This is a genomic window from Occallatibacter riparius (genome assembly GCF_025264625.1).
Lineage (GTDB): Bacteria > Acidobacteriota > Terriglobia > Terriglobales > Acidobacteriaceae > Telmatobacter > Telmatobacter riparius.
Genome location: NZ_CP093313.1, coordinates 6210947 through 6228633, shown reverse-complemented (window position 1 = coordinate 6228633; position 17687 = coordinate 6210947). Strand labels below are relative to the sequence as shown.

Genomic DNA, 17687 nt, shown 5'->3' with positions numbered 1-17687 from the left:
CCGGGTTCTTCAAGGCGTCAGTTCTCTGTATGATTAACCGGATACATTCAAGTACCGAGCCTTCGGCGCCAAGCACGCCTCGACCACGCTCATCGCATCTTCCACACTCGCTTTTGCGACTCACCGTACGTGGAAAGGCAATGATTTGAGCGTTCATCTTGTAAACCCCAGCGACAATTCGTTTGGAACAGCAGTTATCACGCCCCGATGGCTATTTGTATTGGCGGCGGCCACTCCTGAGGTTGCTGGCGAGCCCATCCTTACCGATGAGTCCCTGGAGCAGATCAAGCCGGAGAGCATCGCGGCCGGCGATATTGTAGGGATCAGTGTCCACACCGGGAATGCGCTGCGCGGCTATCGGGTGGGGCGCATGGCGCGGGCGCGTGGCGCGTGGGTGGTCTACGGCGGCATTCATGCCACCTTGTTTCCCGAGGAGGCATTTGAGCACGGGGAAGCGCATGCCGTGGTCAAAGGCGATGGCGACATCGCCTGGGGCAAGGCGGTCAAAGACTGTCTTGCGGGAACCCCGGAGCGGATCTACGAGGGCGGGCGCATAGGCGGCACGGATTTTCTAGCGGCCCGTTGGGATCTGATGCAGGCCGACAAATATATGTGGGCATCAGTGCAGACGGTGCGCGGCTGCCCCAAGCATTGCTCCTTTTGCAGCGTATGGCGTACCGACGGGCAGCAGCCACGCCAGCGGCCACACCAGGTGGTGATCGATGAGATCGTGTCTCTGCGGCGAATCGGATTCCGCTACATCGCACTCGCCGACGACAATTTCTACCCCGTCACCAAAACCGACCTGCGCCTGGCCAGCGAGCAGGGCAACGCCGCGCGAGTGGCGGAGTTGACGGCGATCCGGAAGGAGCGATTCCAACTCATGGAGGAACTGGCCAAGCTGCCCAAGGACATGGTCTTCTTCACCCAGATCACCATGGAGGCCGGCGAGGACGGCGACTTTCTGGATGCCATGCGCGCCGCCAACATCAAAGGAGCCCTGGTAGGTGTCGAAGCCGTCACGCCGGAGGGCCTGAAGGCGGTCTTCAAGGACTGGAACTACTCCGGAGACGCGCTGGCGCGGCAGTTGCAGAGTTTCAAGAAGCACGGCGTGCATGTGCTGGGATCGTTCATCTTCGGGCTGCCCACCGATCGGGCGGCCACCTTTGACGCGACGGTGGAGATGGCGCTCAAGGCGGGAGTGACGTTTGCCCAGTTTGTGATGATGACGCCCTTCCCAGGCACCGTGGATTTCGGACGCTGGGAGAAGCAGCAGCCTGTCCCACCCCCGGCCGTGGGAGACGTTCCCCTTACGCGCTATTGGCTCATCCCCACTGAAGTTCGGCCAAAGATGTTCACGCCCCATCCCACCATGAGCTCGGACGAGATCCGGGATCGCACCCAAAAGGTCTGGGACAGGTTTTATGCCTGGCGTCCGGTCTGGGAACGATCGGCCTGCACGCCCAATCTGCGGGCGCGCATCGCCTTTGTCTTTCTGTCGAAGCTCTATCGCCAGATGTACGCGGGAACAGGTATATCTACGGACAGCGCGCGGCGGAAGAAGTCGAAAAGATGGGCTCGCTGGACGGCACGGCAATGCAAGAAGCTGTTCCGGGCGTCGCCCATGCCCGAGCTGAAGTCACCAGTATGGGAGGTTCCATTGCCGAAGCTGCTGCGGCCCGCCTTTCTGGGCGGCGATGTGCATCCTAAAGGGCATGCAGCTGATTCCGGGTTAGGCGATTAGTCCTTGTGGCGGCTGGTCCGATGCTTGCTCGCGTTAATGGCCGACCGCGCTTCGCGGTCGGCTTCCCGCTTGCGCTCGGTCTCCCGCTTATCCCAGTCCTGCTTGCCTTTCGCCAGTGCAAGTTCGCACTTAACCCGGCCATTTTTGAAATAGAGCCGGGTTGGGATGAGCGTGTGCCCCTTAACCTGCGTCTTAGACAGTAGCTTGCGGACCTCTTCGCGGTGCATAAGGAGTTTGCGCGTACGGGTCTCGTCGTGATTGGCAATATTGCCGTGAGAATAAGGTCCTATATGGACATTCAGAAGAAACGCCTCGTCGTCCTTGATCAGACCGTAGGCGTCCTTGAGGTTTGCCTTGCCCTCGCGGATGGATTTAACTTCCGTCCCGCGCAGGGCAATCCCCGCTTCATAGCGCTCCAGCAGGAAATAATCGTGGCTGGCGCGCCGGTTCTGGGCAGCATCGCGTTCACCGGAAGCCACGGGATCGCGCGGGCGCGCCGTTTTGGGTGCGGCGGAGCGGGCGGCGGTATTAATGACGTGGGTGGTCTGGCGCGGCATGGTCAAATGTCCTTGAATCTTCATCCTAGCACCGGGGCGTTATACAGCCCTGGTGTCATGGGGCTTTGCTAAAATGAGCCTACGTTGGATGGGGGACCACCCCCACAACAATCGCGTACAGGGCGGCCATATCAGCCGACTCGCAGCCGATTATGCTGGCGCTGCAGACGGCCCGCTGACCCCAGGCACGCCAGGGAGTTCGATGAACCGCGCTGGTTTTCCGGCTGCCCCCAGACACGCATTCTGGATTGCCTTCTTCCTCTTTTTGATTCCCGTCGGCCCGCTTACGATGCAGGCGGGTGCTCAGATGGATGCGCCCGCGCAATCCCACGAGTCCTCCGGCAAGCTCTACAAGCATGGCCAGCAGGCCGAGCAGCGCGAGGACTGGGACACCGCCTACAACGACTACGTCCAGGCGGCCAACAAGAATCCCAAGGACATCCGCATCCGCGAGGCAATGTATCGCGTTCGCGGGCAGGCATCCGCCGTCCACATGCTCAAAGGCCACCAGCTTGTGCAGGCCGGCGACGACCAGGGCGCGTTGACTGAGTTCCTGCACGCCGCCGAGATCGATCCCGCCAACGAAGCCGCAGGCCAGGAGATCGCGGCCATTCGCCAGCGGCAGACCCAGCCGCCCACCGGGCAGCCGCCCATGACGCCTCAGCAGATGCAGGCGCAGGAACTGGCCACCATCGGCGCACCCGTCCAACTGAAGCCGGTTACCAACGAGCCTCTCACCCTGCATTACACCGAGGACGCCAAGACGGTATACCAGGCGATCGGCAAGGCCGCCGGCATCAACGTCCTCTTCGACCCCGACTACAACTCCAAGCGCATCCAGGTAGACCTGACCAACTCCACGCTGATGGACGCCCTGCGCATCGTGGGAGTGCTCTCGAATACCTTCTGGCGTCCCATCACCTCAAACACGATCTTCGTTGCGCAGAACACGCGGTCAAAGCGAACTGAGCTCGATGAGCAGGCCGTTCAGACCTTCTACCTCACCAACGCCTGGCAGCAGAACGACCTCAACGACGTTCAGACCGCGATCCGCAACGTGCTCACCCAGGTGAAGGTCTACGGGCTCGCCAGCCAGAACGCGCTTGTGGTTCGCGGAACGCCCGACGAGTTGCTGCTTGCACAAAAGCTCATCAGCGATCTCGATAAGGCCCGGCCTGAAGTCGTAGTCGATGTTGCGGTGATGGAAGTGAGCAAGAACTGGGAGCGCAACATCGGCATCCAGTGGCCGGCCAGCGCCAGCGTCTCCATTCAGTCCGGCACCACCAGTTCGAATACTTGCCCCCAAGGCAGCACGGACTGTACGCCGACGACCACCGCCACCAGTCCGACGCTGTACGACCTGGCACATCTCAATTCCACCAACTTTGCGGTGACCATCGGTACCGCGACGGCGAACCTGCTGCTGACGGATTCCAACACGCGCATCCTGCAGAATCCGCGCCTGCGCGCCACCGACATGCAGAAGGCCAGCCTCAAGATCGGCCAGCGTATCCCCATCGCCACCGGTTCTTATCAGACCGGAGCAGCTACAGCCCTGGTCAGCTCGCTGGTGAACACGCAGTTCCAGTACATCGATGTCGGCGTTGAAATCGAAATCACGCCTACCGTGCATGCCGATCGCGACATCACGTTGAAGACCAAGATGTCCGTTACCGCGCAGGCCGGGAACGTCACCATCAGTGGCGTCACCGAGCCCATCATTGCGCAGAAGGCCTCAGAGGAAACAGTGCGCCTGAAAGAAGGCGAAGCGAACATCCTCTCCGGCATTCTCAATCAGCAGGACCAGGTGAGCTGGAGCGGCATTCCGGGGCTCAGCTCCATACCGATTCTCAAGTACATCTTCGGCTCGAAGGACCACCAGATCTCCAACGATGAAGTCGTGTTCCTGATGGTCCCCCACATCGTTCGCGGAACAGACATCACGCCGGAGAATCTCCGCGCCATCGATACAGGTCCGGGCACCCAGAACGTTGAACTCCGCCGCATCGCGGCCGAAGGCCCCGGAGCGAATTCGCCCGCGCAGCTTCAGCCGGTGACGACGCAATCGATCGCGCCACATCCGCCCGTGATGCAGCCCCAGCCGGGCCTTGCAACCGTGCCGGGTGCCGCGAATGCCGCAGCAGCCGCGCCCCAGGCTCTCGACCAGCTCAGGCAGGCAGCGGGTGGCACGCAGGAAGTGCCCCAGCCAAATCTGCAGGTGAAGCAGCCCACGACGACTACAACCGGATCCGAGCCTCCCGTGCCACCGCCGGGACCGCCGCCCGGCATGTCATCAACCACTCCGGAAGGCAATCCGGCAGCGCCACTCTCCGCGAATCCAGCAACGGTGAATCCCGGTGCTAGTCCAGCGGCGAATCCAGGCGCTAGTCCCGGCGCGACCACGCCTCCGAACCCTGGGACCAATCCGGCCGCGGCTCCGCCCGGCCCGCTTGGCGCCAGTCCCGGTACTCCGCCTGTGGCCGATGCCGGCGGGCAGGGCGGAGGAACCAGGTTCATGTTGACCGCGCCCGGTCCCGTGACGAACGGAAGCACGTTCCAACTCCCAGTCGTGATCAGCGGCGCATCCGACGTCGTCTCCACGCCCCTGCAAATCCAGTACGATCCCGCAAAGCTCTCGCTTGTGAATGTGGGGCAGGGCGACTTCCTCAGCCGCGACGGCCAGGCGGTTGCGCTGGTACATCGCGACGACGGGCCCGGAACCATCTCGGTGAACGCATCGCGACCTCCCGGTGCAGCCGGCATGAACGGAGCGGGCGTAGTCTGCATGCTGACCTTCCAGGCCAAGGCTGCCGGTCCCACGCTCGTCGTCATCTCCAAGCCGGGAGCGATGTCGAGCGCGCAGAAGCAGGTGCCGGCGCGCGGCTCCCAGGTCAGCATCACGGTGAAATAGGATGAGGCGCGCGCTGCCAATCCGGAAAGGCGAACGGGGGCTCACTCTGGTTGAGCTCATCGTCGCGGCGGCCATCCTCGCCATCCTGGCCTCTGCGGCGATCCCCATCACGCGATTCCAGATCAAGCGTGAGAAGGAACGCGAGCTCCGTTATGATCTGTGGACCATGCGCGACGCGATCGACAAGTACAAGGACGCGGCCGACAAGGGCGCGATCCAGACCAAGGTCGACAGCCAGAACTATCCGCCCGATCTCGACACGTTAGTCAAAGGAGTCGATATCCAGGGCAAGAAGGTGAAGTTCCTCCGCCGTATTCCGGTAGATCCGATGACCGGCAACGCAGAGTGGGGAATGCGCTCCATGCAGGACGATCCAAAATCGGATTCGTTCGGCGGCCAGAGCGTCTTTGATGTGTATTCGAAATCGCAGGGTACGGCTCTCGATGGAACCAAGTATTCCGACTGGTAGGGCCGAGGGGTAATTCTTGAACGTTGCGCGCAAAAGTCGAACCAGGGGCAGCGAAGGCTTCACGCTGGTAGAGCTGATGGTCGTATTGGCGATCATCATGATTCTCGCCGTGGTCGCCGTCCCTGCCTACCAGGCCGCCATCCGGCAGGCCCGCGAAGCCGTGCTGCGCGAGGACCTGCACACCATCCGCGTCGCCATCGACTCCTACACCGCCGACAAGCAGAAAGCTCCCCAGTCGCTCGATGACCTCGTCCAGGAGGGCTATCTCAAGGCCATTCCTGAAGACCCCATGACCCACAGCAAGGAGACCTGGGTGACGGACCAGGGCACCGATCTTCACAGCACCGACCAGACCGACCCCGGCATCGACAACGTGCACTCCGGAAGTCAGGACCAGGGCACCGACGGCCAGCCCTACTCCGCCTGGTGAAGGCTTGCTGCTGCACTTGCTTTGCTCTTTGCTTTTCTTTCTGTCATTCCCGCAGGGAATCTGCTGTTCGCCGGCCCCGGATGCACCCTCCGAGCAACTGTTTTAACGTAGAGCAAGCATGCCGATTCCAGTTTCAATCGACCCCGCTCTTCAAGCTGAACTCCAAGCCGTCTACGCGTATTACGCAGTCTTGGCGAGCGATCTCGACCCGGAATCCGGCTTGGGCGGAAAGCTACTCTACGCAGGCGAACTCGACCAGGAGGGTGCGCGGCTGGTGCGCGCTGCCAATATCGCCGGCGCTGCCTCGCTCAGCGCGGCAAGCGATACGCAGGCGCAGCGATCCGCCATTCGCGACGGCATAGTTGATTTTCTTGTCACGTCCCTCGATGAAGCGCTCCGCATCCTAAAAAACGAGCTTCGCAAGCACAACGGTGTATCAGTTGCCGTGAGCGCATCGCATGCGCAGCTTGTAGCTGAGATGACAGAACGCGGCGTCCTTCCCGACCTGCTGCGCGAGAGTGACGCTGTCGCGGCATTCGTTTCGCAGGGCGCGCAGCTTGTTCACGCAACCGCCCCGCCTGTCGGTCACTCGCTCGTCACAGCCCAGTCGCCGTCAGCCGAATTGGAGCAACGTGCGCTAGCATTGATTCCCGCAGGCGATCACGCTGCGCGCCGATGGCTGCGGCTCGCGCATCGTTATCTCGGCCCGCAGGCCCGGCGCATTCGTTCCGTGCCGTGTGATTCTTCCATCGCCGCGGAACTCGCCCGGCCCTGAGCATTCCTGCTTTTCGCTACTCGACCTCTACGCCTTCGATCCGCGCCCAAAGCTCCTTGATGCCCGCACTAGTCTTCGCCGAAACGGGAACAATCTCATCGATGCCGAGCCCCTTGCGCAAGGCCGCGAGATTCCGCGTGCGTTCGTTACCGCTGAGCCGGTCAACCTTGGTCGCGACCACAACAAAGTAGCGATCCACGCTGCGCAGCCAGTCCAGCAGTTGCGCATCGCGCTTCTGCGGAGGCACATTCGAGTCCACCAGGCACACGCACAGCCCCAGCGTCTCGCGCTCGGCTAGATACGGCTCAATGAACTTCGGCCACTCAGCCGAGATCGACTTCGAAATCTTCGCGTAGCCATAACCCGGCAGGTCGGCAAACACGATCTTCCGGCGCTGGCTCTCATCGTTCAGCGCGAAGAAATTAATCGCCCTCGTGCGTCCTGGCGTTGACGAAACCTTCGCCGCCTTCTCGCCCGCCAGCGCATTCAACAGGCTCGATTTCCCCACGTTCGAGCGGCCAAGAAAAGCAATCTCCGGCACCGACGGAGAAGGGAACTGCTCCGGCGCCATCGCCGAAAGAAGAAACTGCGTCGTGTACTTCATTCCTCTTTGAGCATATCCTGCGCTGCGAGCCCGGCCCCCTCTGTGCAAGTTTGCAATTGCATGTCGAAGCGAGGCCGTGGTACGGTGCGGGCGGCCTTCAGAGAGTCCGCGGGCCCCCTCCGAAGTTCTGTCGAAGAGTCTCTCTGTCCGCCCTGAGAGGACTTCCCCTTATGACAAAGAAGACCTTTTTGTCCCTTGCGCTGGCATTGTGTTCTGCCATGCCGGCGCTCGCGCAGGCTGATCGCGATCGCGATGCCTGCAAAGACCTGCCCAGCTGGAGCCAGCTCAAAGCGGCTCTCGTGGCAGCACGCAACCAGAGCAACGGTGGCTTCAACCTCGATATGTGGGGTACGGTGGTGAACCGCGATGGCGTGGTCTGCGCCGTAGCATTTACCGGAGCTGATCGTGGATCGCAATGGCCCGGAAGCCGCGTCATTTCCGCGCAGAAGGCAAACACCGCGAACGCCTTCAGTCTCCCGAACCTCGCACTCTCCACGGCAGACCTCTACAGCGCGGTGCAGCCGGGCGGAAGTCTCTACGGCCTGCAGCACAGCAATCCCGTGGACACCATGGTTGCCTATGGCGGCAATGCAGGAAACTACGGCCAGCACAACGACCCCATGGTCGGCGGGCGCATTGGGGGCGTGAACGTGTTCGGTGGCGGGCTCGCTCTCTATAACGCTCAGCACAAACTGATCGGCGCGCTCGGCGTCAGCGGCGACTCCTCCTGCGCAGATCACAACATCGCCTGGCGCACCCGGCACTCTCTGCACCTCGATTTTGTACCCGGCGGCGTCGGTCCTGACTCAAGCCGCCCGGACAACATCGTGTATGACATCACACCAGCCGCCGACCTGATGATCGGCACAAGCGCGAGCGGATGGGGACACCCCGTTTGCAGCGATGCGGCGAAAACCATTTCGGCGAGCCTGCCTGCCGTGCAGTAGGGACCCTCGCCTTCCACTCTCGACTCCCATGGATTTCCCCAAGCAACAGCGGCGCTCTCGTACCAACCGGAAGCGCCGCTTTTTCTGGACCTGACACGCGCGGTTGTGGCGTTCAGCCGGGCGGTACTTTCCGTTTGCTTCTCCCCTCACCACCATGCTAGTTTCGGGGGCGGCCCAGAGAGTGCTAGTACTCCTTTTTCCGGCTTCCCTTTGCGTCTCTCTTGCGGCCACCCGAAAGGACTTCTCCATGGACAATGCATGCAAGAACCTGCCCGGCTGGAGCGACCTGAAGGCCGCTCTCACCGCGGCCCGCAACCTGGACAACGGCGGCTTCAACCTCGATATGTGGGCCACCATCGTCGATCGCGACGGAGTGGTGTGCGCGGTCGCGTTCACCGGCGCTGATCGCGGATCGCAGTGGCCTGGCAGCCGCGTCATCTCCGCGCAAAAGGCCAACACCGCCAATGCGTTCAGTCTGCCTAAACTCGCGCTTTCAACTGCGCAGCTCTTCAGCGCAGTGCAGCCCGGCGGCAGCCTCTTCGGCCTGCAGCACAGCAACCCTGTTGACACGAACTATGCCTACGGTGGAGACCCCACGCGCTATGGTCAGGAGAACGACCCCATGGTGGGCAAGCGCATCGGAGGCGTGAATGTCTTCGGCGGCGGCCTCGCGCTCTACAACTCCAAAGGCGAACTGGTAGGCGCCCTCGGCGTGAGCGGCGACTCCTCCTGCGCCGACCACAACATCGCATGGCGCACGCGGCACACGCTCAATCTCGACCACGTCCCCGGCGGTGTCAGTAGCGATCCCCGCCGCCCCGACAACATCGTCTACGACATCGCACCCGCGTCCGGTCTCGCTATCGGCGTCAGCGCCAGCGGATGGGGACACCCCGTCTGCAGCGAAGCCGCCAAGACGATTTCAGCGAGCCTTCCCACTATTCGCTAAACCATCCCGTTACCCAGACGAGCAACAAAAGCGGCGCCCTCCGAATCAACGGAAGGCGCCGCTTCTGGTTTGACCTCAATCTACTGCCGTGCGACCTGTCCCGATCCCACTTCTGCGGGCGGTACAGCCGTGAGCACATTCGTCTCCGGCGGAACCGGCGAAGGCAGTGGGCTTTCCAATGCCAGCGCCAGCACCTCATCCATCTGATCCACAAAGTGCAGCTTCATGTGGTTCTTGATATTGTCCGGCAGCTCCTGCAAGTCCTTCTCGTTGGCACGCGGCAGAATCGCCTCGAAGATGCCCGCGCGCAGTGCCGCGAGCAGCTTCTCCTTCAATCCGCCGATGGGCAGCACCTTGCCGCGCAGCGTGATCTCGCCCGTCATTGCAATATCGCGCCGCACCGGGATCTTCGCTAGCGCGCTCGCCAGCGCCGTCGCCATTGTGATGCCGGCCGACGGCCCGTCCTTCGGGATCGCGCCCTCCGGCACATGCAAGTGGATATCGACGTTGCGATAGAACTCACGCGAAAGTCCCAGCGCCTGCGCCTTGCCGCGAATGTAGCTGAGCGCGGCCTGCGCCGACTCCTGCATCACATCGCCGAGCTGGCCAGTGATGGTGAGCTTGCCCTTGCCGTCGAGCACCTGCACTTCCGTGGTCAGAATCGAACCACCCACTTCCGTCCAGGCCAGCCCGGTTACCAGGCCCACTTCGCTCTTCTCATGCACTTCGCTTTCGCGATAGCGCGGTACTCCGAGGAACTCCGCAACATTCGCCGCGGAAATTTCTTCCTTGTGCTTCGGCCCGTTCTTCACAACCTTGCGCGCCACCTTGCGGCACAGGTTGCCCAGCTCGCGCTCCAGGTTGCGTACGCCGGCTTCGCGCGTGTAATTGCGGATGATCTCAAGAATGGCATCGTCCTTGAACACGATGTTTTTCTCGCTCAACCCCGTCTGCTCGCGCTGTTTCTTCACCAGGTATTGCCGCGCGATTTCCAGCTTCTCGTTCTCGGTGTAACCCTGCAGCCGCAGAATCTCCATGCGGTCCTGCAACGCCGCGGGAATCGTATGCAGCACATTCGCAGTCGCGACAAACAGCACCTGCGAGAGGTCGTAATCCACGTCGAGATAGTGATCCTGGAATGACGTGTTCTGCTCCGGATCGAGCACCTCAAGCAACGCCGATGCCGGATCGCCGCGGAAGTCCGAAGCCATCTTGTCCACTTCATCCAGCAGGAAGACAGGATTCTTCGTTCCCGCCTTCTTCATATGCTGAATGATCTGCCCAGGCAGCGCGCCGATATACGTGCGCCGATGTCCGCGAATCTCTGCCTCATCCCGCACACCACCCAGCGAAAGTCGCACGAACTTGCGTCCCGTCGACTTCGCAATCGACATACCGAGCGAAGTCTTGCCCACGCCCGGCGGTCCAACAAAGCAGAGGATCGAGCCTCTAGGATTTTTCACCAACTGACGCACTGCGAGAAACTCGAGAATGCGTTCCTTGATCTTCTCCAAACCGTAGTGATCTTCGTTCAGCACCTTCTCGGCGTAGTCGATCGACCGCGTCTCCTTGGACTTTTTCTTCCACGGAACAGCGAGCAGCCAGTCAATGTAATTGCGGCTGACAGTCGACTCGGCCGACATCGGCGGCATGGCTTCGAGCTTCTTCAGCTCGGTAATCGCCTTTTCCAGAACGTCCTTCGGCATGCCGGCGGCTTCAATCTTCTTGCGCAGTTCGTCGAACTCGCTCTTTTCGCCGCGGCCCAGTTCCTTCTGGATAGCCTTGATCTTCTCGTTGAGGTAGTACTCTTTCTGCGCGCGCTCCATCTGCCGCTTCACGCGCGACTGGATGTTGCGGTCGAGATCAAGCTTTTCAATTTCAATGTCGAGCACATCGGCAATGCGCGCCAGCCGCGCCGCCGGATCGAAGATGCTCAGCAGTTCCTGCTTCTCCTCGATGCCGAGCTGCAGATTCGCCGCGATCACGTCAGACAGGCGCGCCGCTTCATCCATACGCACGCTGGCGATGATGGTCTCGTAGTTCAGCGACTGCTGCAGCTTCACATACTGCTCAAAGAGGGAAGTGACGCGCTGCATGAGCTGTTCAACAGCCGGCGTCATCTCGAAATTCGATTTGCCCACGCGCACCGTTGCAACAAAGAATCCATCGCGGTCCGTCACATCAATCGACTTCGCGCGCTCCACGCCTTCAACCAGCACCTTGATGTTGCCGTCGGGCATCTTCACGCTCTGCACGATGTTGCAGATTGACCCGACCTGGTAAATCTCTTTCGCCTTCGGTTCATCCATCGAGGCGTCATGTTGCGTCGCGAGAAAAATCTTGCGGTCGCCGTTCAGCGCTTCTTCGAGCGCGCGTACGCTCGACTCGCGGCCCACGACGAAGGGCGTCATCATGTAAGGGAAGATCACCATGTCCCGAATGGGCATCATGGGCAACTTGCGCGGCTCGTTTTTGTCACGGGAAGAATTCATAGACACCTAACCATTCGACGCGCGAGAACTGCCAGGGATGCGCGAACTACGGCCCTAGGGGGATTGTACAGTGGAACATCAATCCGGAGAGGGAAGTGATCGGCGTCCCCAAGCACCTGTCATTGTGGCACAAACAACAAGCCCTTTCATCTGCTGAGATGAAAGGGCGGTTCCATTTGCAGGGATTTAGTCATTCACTGAATCTCGCCGCGCACATACAGAGCCGGCGGCCCATGATGCATCCCCTCCGCCAGCCTCACCGCCGTACGCTGATCCACAGGATAGACCGCAATCGGCAAAGCCAGCGTGAACTCGAATTGCGATTCCGCAGGAATCACCGCAATCGACGGCGGCGAGCTCGCTGCAACTGCCAGGCCCACACCCGCTCCCACACCAGCGTAGACGGCGTCTGCCTTTGCCTGATCTGCCGGTCCCAGCGTGTAGCTCACCCGTTTTCCCGCGTCCATATCTGTCACTGTCACGCGCGGCATCGACGCATCTCCTACCAGCGCTCCCACCGCAGCACCGGCGGCCGTCTTATATACGGTCGGCCGTGTCTTGCTCGCACCGACTACTTTGAACGGAGGCGCGTACAGCGGATAGCTCTTGCCATCCAGGTTGAGCGCAGTCAATTGCAACGTCAGGTTGGAAGCGCCCACAAGCCGGCCCGCCTGCTTCGCCTCCACCATGGTTCCGGTGACGATGGCGCCGCAGGGAATCACCAGGATTCCGCCGACCACAACATCGCGCGTCACCGTGAAAGATAGCCTATCGCCCGCTTTCGTGTTACGCGAACTGATGGCCATGTCATTCCGCACCTGCAGCGGCGTATCTTCCAGCACTGTGACCGCACTGCCGGTAACGAAGCGCACCCCGCCCGGTGTATCAGACGAAGAGGATTCGTCCGCAGCAGGAGCAGGCGAAACCCTCGCCGCATTCGCCGCCTGATCCGTAGCCGCCACACCCGGCCCCCCAGCCTGCGAACACTGACCCGCTGCATTCCCAACACCGGCCACCAAAAACAAAATGGGCGCATAGAGCGCCCATTTTGCATAACTGAATCGGAAACCACCTCTCGCATCTTTCACGACAGAGGACTCCTCTTTTGTGAACCCGCTATCCCGCCTTCTCCAGCAGGCACAGCGACAGATCGCGCCGCTCCACCATATCCCTGCTGATCTCCAGGTCGCGTACCTTCTTGTTGTTGGGCAGGTGATACATCAGGTCGAGCATCAGCTCTTCCAGAATCATGCGCAGTCCGCGTGCACCGACCTTGCGTGCGAGCGCTTCGCGCGCCACGGCAGCAACAGCGTCCTGCGAGAAGTGCAGCCGCACATTCTCGTATTCGAAAAGACGCTGATACTGCTTCAGGATTGCATTGCGCGGCTTGGTGAGAATCTCCACCAGCGCGGCCTCGTCCAACTCGTCGAGGATGCCCATAACCGGCAGGCGCCCCACGAACTCCGGAATCAGTCCGTACTTGATCAGGTCCTGCGGCTCGGTCTTGCGCAGCAGTTCCGTATCGCGATGGCTGCGGGTGGTTGCCTGATCCGCCTCGGCTTCGCCGCTGCGGAAGCCCAGCGCCTTCTTGCCGATGCGCCGGCCCACTACGCGCTCCAGTCCTACAAACGCGCCGCCGCAGATGAAGAGGATGTTCGTTGTGTCGACGGCTGTGAACTCCTGGTGCGGATGCTTGCGCCCGCCCTGCGGCGGAACATTGGCAACCGTGCCTTCCAGAATCTTCAGCAGAGCCTGCTGCACGCCTTCGCCGCTCACATCGCGCGTAATCGACGGGTTCTCGTCCTTGCGGCCGATCTTGTCGATTTCGTCGATGTAAATGATGCCCTGCTGCGCGCGCGCCACGTCGCCGTCGGCTGCCTGCAGCAGCTTCAGGATAATGTTCTCGACGTCCTCGCCCACGTAACCGGCCTCGGTCAGCGTCGTCGCATCGACAATCGCGAACGGCACATCCAGCATCTTCGCCAGTGTATGCGCCAGCAGCGTCTTGCCTGAGCCGGTCGGTCCCACCAGCAGAATGTTGCTCTTGGCCAGTTCCACTTCGTTGTTGCGCATCCGGTTCATCTGGATGCGCTTGTAGTGGTTGTAAACGGCGACGGCCAGCTTCTTCTTCGTCTGGTCCTGGCCGATCACGTAGTCATCCAGGAAGCTCTTGACCTCCTGCGGCTTGGGAAGGTGGCCCGCAGTAGTGGCCGGGTGCGACTCGCCTCGATCGTCTTCGAGAATCGAGTTGCACACCGCAACGCACTCGTCGCAGATGTAAGCCCGGGGATAGTCGCTGGGCGACGAGATCAACTTCGCCACAGCGTCCTGCGATTTGTGACAGAACGAGCAGCGCAGTGCTTCTTCGGGTCCCGTGCGCGTTTTCATGTTGTACCACTCCTGTGGACACTTGCTTCCAATATGGATTGCGCCCCGAGGGGCGTGTCCCTACGTGCGGGGACGGTCGATAATTTCGTCGATGATGCCGTACTCTTTCGACTGCTGTGCGTTCATGATGAAGTCGCGTTCCACGTCCCGCTCGATGCGCTCCAGCGGCTGCCCCGTGTGCTTCGCCATGAGGTTGTTGGTAATTTCGCGAATTCGCAGAATCTCACGCGCATGAATATCAATGTCCGTTGCCTGTCCGCTCAGTCCGCCCATCGACGGCTGGTGGATCAGGATGCGGGAATTGGGAAGTGCAAACCGCTTACCCTTGGTCCCCGCCAGAAGTAAGAATGCGCCCATACTGGCCGCCTGTCCAATGCAGTAAGTAACCACGTTGTTCTTGATGAACTGCATCGTGTCATAGATGGCCAGGCCTGCGGTAATGGAACCGCCCGGAGAGTTGATGTAAAGCTGCACGTCCTTCTCCGGGTCTTCGCCGGAAAGGAACAGCATCTGCGCTACCACGAGATTGGCCACCTGGTCGTCTATCGGTGTGCCGAGAAAGATAATGTTGTCGCGCAGCAGACGGCTGTAAATGTCGTAGGCGCGCTCGCCCCGGCTCGTCTGCTCAACCACCATGGGAACCAATGCCATGCTTTTACTCGCTCTTTCGCGTTCTTTGCGGGCCCGCTTGCGCCCTAGGTTCCTGGCTTTCACCGCTCCACTTTCTGCGGCAAGGGGATACCTCCGGCCTGCTGTCAGGCCGGAAGACGTTCGTATAACAATTGAGCGGTTTTTTCTCGTTTCAGTTGTTCACGGATTCTAGCCAGACCGCCCTCCTGAGTCAAACGAGCCCGCAGGGTCTCCAACGGCTCGCGGCTCTGGATGGCGGCTATCTGAATCTCCCGGTCCACATCCTCGTCCGATACCTCGACGTTCTCCGCCTGCGCGATCTTTGCCAGCAGCAGGCTCGCCTTCACCTCGGCCGCTGCGCTGTCGCGCTGAGCCTCACGCAGGCGTCCGAAATCCAGCTTGCGCATTGCGTCCGGGGTCATTCCCTGCGCAGCCAGCGCCCGCAACCCGCGATCGAGCCGCGCGTCAATCTGTTCCTGCACCAGCGACTCCGGAACAGCGAACGGGAAGCGCTCAATCATGGCCTGGAACAGCTTGTCCTTCGTCTCGCCTTCGACGCTGCGAGTCTTGCGATTCTGCAGGTGCTCGCGGACGCGGTTTTCCAGCTCCGAAAGGTTCTCGTAGTTGCCGCCCAGTTCCTTCGCGAAGTCATCGTTCAGCTCCGGAATAGTACGCTTCTTGATCGCCTTCACCGTGATGTCGTAATCGACGGTCTTGCCCGCCAGTTGCGCCTGCGGGTACTCCGCGGGGTAGCTCGCCGAAACATGCAGCTCCTGGCCGACCTTCGCGCCGCGCAGCGCCGACGTGAACGCCGCAACCGTGTCCTTGCCACCGATCTCCACCAGCGCTTCGTCAGTGTTGATCGGAGCAGCTTCCTCGTCGCCTTCGATCTTGCCGGTGTAGGCAATCTGCGCCCAGTCGCCGTCGGTCAACGCGCGGTCTTCTTCCACCGGCTCAACCGTGGCGCGGCTCTCGCGGAGTTGCTCCATCTCCTGCCTGAACTCTTCTTCGGTCACTTCTGCGGAAGGCTTCGGAACCGTCACGTCCTTGTAGCCTTCAATCGAGAAGTCCGGAACGTACTCGAACACAGCCTTCACGTGCATCGGCTGGCCGTCTTCCACGTTCAGCTCCGTCACCTGCGGCTGGCCCACCGGCGTAACTCCCAGTTCGCGAACGCCCTGGTTGAAGCGCTCCGGCAGCAGGCCTTCAACTACGTCCTTGCGAATCTCAGCGGCATACTTCCGCTTGATCACGGCCTCAGGAACCTTGCCGGGACGGAAGCCGGGAATCCGCGCGTAGCGCTGATAATTCTTCGTCACGTTGCGGTACGCCTTCGACACTTCCTCGGCCGGAACATCGAGCACCAGCTCGCGCGTGCATTCCGGATTCAGCACCGGGCCGTGGTTGTGGCCTGCGTGATCGTGTTCGTGATCGTGGTGGTGTTCGTGATCGTGGTCATGATCGTGAGTGTGATCGTGACCTTCGTGGCCGGTCTCAACATTGGCCGGATTCTGATTGTTCTCGAGGGTGTCTGCGGAACTCAACTGTCTGCCTTCCAGGCGCTCTCAGGCGCCGCGTCAAAAAAGGACCTTGCGAAACCAGACGGGACCGGTGTGCGGGCCCGTGGCCTCCGCTCCCGTGGGGAAACACTATCAGTTCATGGTAAGAGGGAAGCGCGGACAGGGTCAAACTCCCCAGCCCGCACAAAAGTAGTAGATGAAGTACCGAAGTTATTTACTGTTCCGATGCCAGCGGTTTTCTTACATAAGGTAGGAATCGGGGGTGCGCCGCGCCACATTCCCGGTAATGAGTCCGCGCGTCGTTCAGGCTGAGCGCTCCGTTCACCGTCAACCGAACCTCCGCGGCGTCCGCGTCCTCCTGGCCATCGTCCTCCCACCAGCAAACCGGACACAGTTGCAAGCTCTCCGGCGCGGCCAGCGTCCGGCACCCGCAGCACGGGCAGCGATAGAGCATTCCCATGCCAGGATGGACGGATTCCGGTGTTCTTGGATGACGAAGCGGCAAACCAAACATGTCTTCCTCATCGGCTGGTCACCCGCTCTGCAACAGGCCGACTCACTGAACCGACCACCCGCCAACGAGTTCCGCTGCCTGCTAAATAGATGCCGCTGTCTGAGCGAAGAGGCACTATTTACTGACGTTGCTGCGCAACCCCCTACGGCAAACGCCCGCCATTTTCGAAGGGGCTGGAGGTCTCATTTCACTGTAAGTAGCTCACAGGTATAAGCTTATGTGCGCCGCAGCGGTCCGGCTGCATCGGGAAAAACTCAAGATTATCGATTCGCTCACCCCGCAAGCCCTCAACGCGAGGGGCCGTTCGCCACCTTGCGGGTTTGCTTCTTCTCCGGAACCACAGACATCGTTTCCCACGAGTAAGCCAGTCGCGCGCCGCATTTCAGGCACACCTTATAGGTCTCGCCCTGGCTGGTGAATGCCCGGCTCAGTTGCCGATGATGGCATCCGAAGAAGAAATTCCAGATGGTGCGTCCGATCGCCACGCGTACCTCGGCTCTGCTGGATTGGGCCGCCGCCCCGGGCACACTTCTCCCGGCCGCGAACCTCTGCCGGGATGGATGAAGTCAGCGCCCGATAGGTGGCTTCGCCGTCCGACTCGCCCTCTCTTTCCCAATTTCTTGCAGAGGTGTACTTGTTCACAGGCAACCATTCATGATGACCGCCCCTTCAGAGCAGAAGGGGAACACCGTCCAACCACGCCCATCGGCATGGTTACGCACCAGTACCAACTCTGACAACCTATCTCAGTCCGGGG

16 protein-coding genes are annotated in these 17687 nt (G+C 61.0%); 7 read left to right on the top strand and 9 right to left on the bottom strand.

The window, feature by feature from the left end; translation table 11 throughout:
* Nucleotides 1-145 precede the first annotated feature (145 nt).
* Nucleotides 146-1744, top strand: a complete 1599-nt coding sequence (locus MOP44_RS25445) for a B12-binding domain-containing radical SAM protein (RefSeq protein ID WP_260793351.1) — start codon at nt 146-148, stop codon at nt 1742-1744.
* On the opposite strand, the gene smpB is transcribed toward MOP44_RS25445, so the two are convergent.
* A complete protein-coding gene (gene smpB / locus MOP44_RS25440) occupies nt 1741-2301 on the bottom strand; it encodes an SsrA-binding protein SmpB (RefSeq protein WP_260796706.1) in 561 nt (186 codons plus the stop codon). The two genes, MOP44_RS25445 and smpB, sit on opposite strands and share 4 nt — an antisense overlap.
* An 88-nt stretch (nt 2302-2389) precedes the next feature.
* On the opposite strand from smpB, the gene MOP44_RS25435 reads away from it, so the two are divergent.
* From MOP44_RS25435 to MOP44_RS25420, 4 genes are all read left to right on the top strand, one after another.
* Nucleotides 2390-5212: a cohesin domain-containing protein gene (locus MOP44_RS25435; RefSeq protein WP_260793350.1), complete on the top strand. Its 2823-nt coding sequence runs from the start codon at nt 2390-2392 to the stop codon at nt 5210-5212.
* Between the two features lies 1 nt (nt 5213).
* Complete coding sequence (locus tag MOP44_RS25430) at nt 5214-5681, top strand: prepilin-type N-terminal cleavage/methylation domain-containing protein (RefSeq protein ID WP_260793349.1); 468 nt, start codon at nt 5214-5216, stop codon at nt 5679-5681.
* Between the two features lie 16 nt (nt 5682-5697).
* Nucleotides 5698-6111, top strand: a complete 414-nt coding sequence (locus MOP44_RS25425) for a type II secretion system protein (RefSeq protein WP_260793348.1) — start codon at nt 5698-5700, stop codon at nt 6109-6111.
* Between the two features lie 118 nt (nt 6112-6229).
* On the top strand, nt 6230-6886 hold the full coding sequence (locus MOP44_RS25420; RefSeq protein WP_260793347.1) for a hypothetical protein: 657 nt from the start codon (nt 6230-6232) through the stop codon (nt 6884-6886).
* A 16-nt stretch (nt 6887-6902) separates the two neighbouring features.
* On the opposite strand, the gene yihA is transcribed toward MOP44_RS25420, so the two are convergent.
* A complete protein-coding gene (yihA, locus tag MOP44_RS25415) occupies nt 6903-7490 on the bottom strand; it encodes a ribosome biogenesis GTP-binding protein YihA/YsxC (protein WP_260793346.1) in 588 nt (195 codons plus the stop codon).
* 170 nt (nt 7491-7660) lie between these two features.
* Between yihA and MOP44_RS25410 the strand changes: the two genes are divergently transcribed.
* Both MOP44_RS25410 and MOP44_RS25405 read left to right on the top strand, forming a co-directional pair.
* Nucleotides 7661-8437: a GlcG/HbpS family heme-binding protein gene (locus MOP44_RS25410; RefSeq protein ID WP_260793345.1), complete on the top strand. Its 777-nt coding sequence runs from the start codon at nt 7661-7663 to the stop codon at nt 8435-8437.
* Nucleotides 8438-8684: 247 nt separating this feature from the next.
* Nucleotides 8685-9386: a GlcG/HbpS family heme-binding protein gene (locus tag MOP44_RS25405; protein WP_260793344.1), complete on the top strand. Its 702-nt coding sequence runs from the start codon at nt 8685-8687 to the stop codon at nt 9384-9386.
* Between the two features lie 80 nt (nt 9387-9466).
* Here the strand turns inward: MOP44_RS25405 and lon are convergent, their stop codons facing one another.
* The 7 genes from lon to MOP44_RS25370 all read right to left on the bottom strand — a co-directional run bounded on the left by lon (nt 9467) and on the right by MOP44_RS25370 (nt 17415).
* Entirely contained in the window at nt 9467-11878 is a 2412-nt protein-coding gene (gene lon / locus MOP44_RS25400; RefSeq protein ID WP_260793343.1) for an endopeptidase La, read from the bottom strand.
* A gap of 194 nt (nt 11879-12072) precedes the next feature.
* Nucleotides 12073-12966 (bottom strand): hypothetical protein, encoded by an 894-nt coding sequence (locus MOP44_RS25395; RefSeq protein ID WP_260793342.1) that lies wholly within the window; start codon nt 12964-12966, stop codon nt 12073-12075.
* 28 nt (nt 12967-12994) lie between these two features.
* Nucleotides 12995-14266 (bottom strand): ATP-dependent Clp protease ATP-binding subunit ClpX, encoded by a 1272-nt coding sequence (gene clpX / locus MOP44_RS25390; RefSeq protein WP_260793341.1) that lies wholly within the window; start codon nt 14264-14266, stop codon nt 12995-12997.
* A 60-nt stretch (nt 14267-14326) separates the two neighbouring features.
* Complete coding sequence (clpP, locus tag MOP44_RS25385; protein ID WP_260793340.1) at nt 14327-14980, bottom strand: ATP-dependent Clp endopeptidase proteolytic subunit ClpP; 654 nt, start codon at nt 14978-14980, stop codon at nt 14327-14329.
* A gap of 41 nt (nt 14981-15021) precedes the next feature.
* Complete coding sequence (gene tig / locus MOP44_RS25380; RefSeq protein WP_260793339.1) at nt 15022-16440, bottom strand: trigger factor; 1419 nt, start codon at nt 16438-16440, stop codon at nt 15022-15024.
* A gap of 190 nt (nt 16441-16630) precedes the next feature.
* Complete coding sequence (locus MOP44_RS25375) at nt 16631-16870, bottom strand: CPCC family cysteine-rich protein (protein ID WP_260796705.1); 240 nt, start codon at nt 16868-16870, stop codon at nt 16631-16633.
* Nucleotides 16871-17217: 347 nt separating this feature from the next.
* Nucleotides 17218-17415 carry a hypothetical protein gene (locus MOP44_RS25370; protein ID WP_260793338.1) on the bottom strand — a complete coding sequence of 66 codons (198 nt, stop codon included), beginning with the start codon at nt 17413-17415 and terminating at the stop codon, nt 17218-17220.
* Nucleotides 17416-17687: the final 272 nt, after the last annotated feature.

Bases quoted from the DNA above. Each gene is read 5' to 3' on its own strand.
- smpB (WP_260796706.1), bottom strand. From the start codon at position 2,301: ATGCCGCGCCAGACCACCCACGTCATTAATACCGCCGCCCGCTCCGCC.
- MOP44_RS25435 (WP_260793350.1), top strand. From the start codon at position 2,390: ATGGGGGACCACCCCCACAACAATCGCGTACAGGGCGGCCATATCAGC.
- MOP44_RS25430 (WP_260793349.1), top strand. From the start codon at position 5,214: ATGAGGCGCGCGCTGCCAATCCGGAAAGGCGAACGGGGGCTCACTCTG.
- MOP44_RS25420 (WP_260793347.1), top strand. From the start codon at position 6,230: ATGCCGATTCCAGTTTCAATCGACCCCGCTCTTCAAGCTGAACTCCAA.
- yihA (WP_260793346.1), bottom strand. From the start codon at position 7,490: ATGAAGTACACGACGCAGTTTCTTCTTTCGGCGATGGCGCCGGAGCAG.
- MOP44_RS25410 (WP_260793345.1), top strand. From the start codon at position 7,661: ATGACAAAGAAGACCTTTTTGTCCCTTGCGCTGGCATTGTGTTCTGCC.
- MOP44_RS25405 (WP_260793344.1), top strand. From the start codon at position 8,685: ATGGACAATGCATGCAAGAACCTGCCCGGCTGGAGCGACCTGAAGGCC.
- lon (WP_260793343.1), bottom strand. From the start codon at position 11,878: ATGAATTCTTCCCGTGACAAAAACGAGCCGCGCAAGTTGCCCATGATG.
- clpX (WP_260793341.1), bottom strand. From the start codon at position 14,266: ATGAAAACGCGCACGGGACCCGAAGAAGCACTGCGCTGCTCGTTCTGT.
- MOP44_RS25375 (WP_260796705.1), bottom strand. From the start codon at position 16,870: ATGCTCTATCGCTGCCCGTGCTGCGGGTGCCGGACGCTGGCCGCGCCG.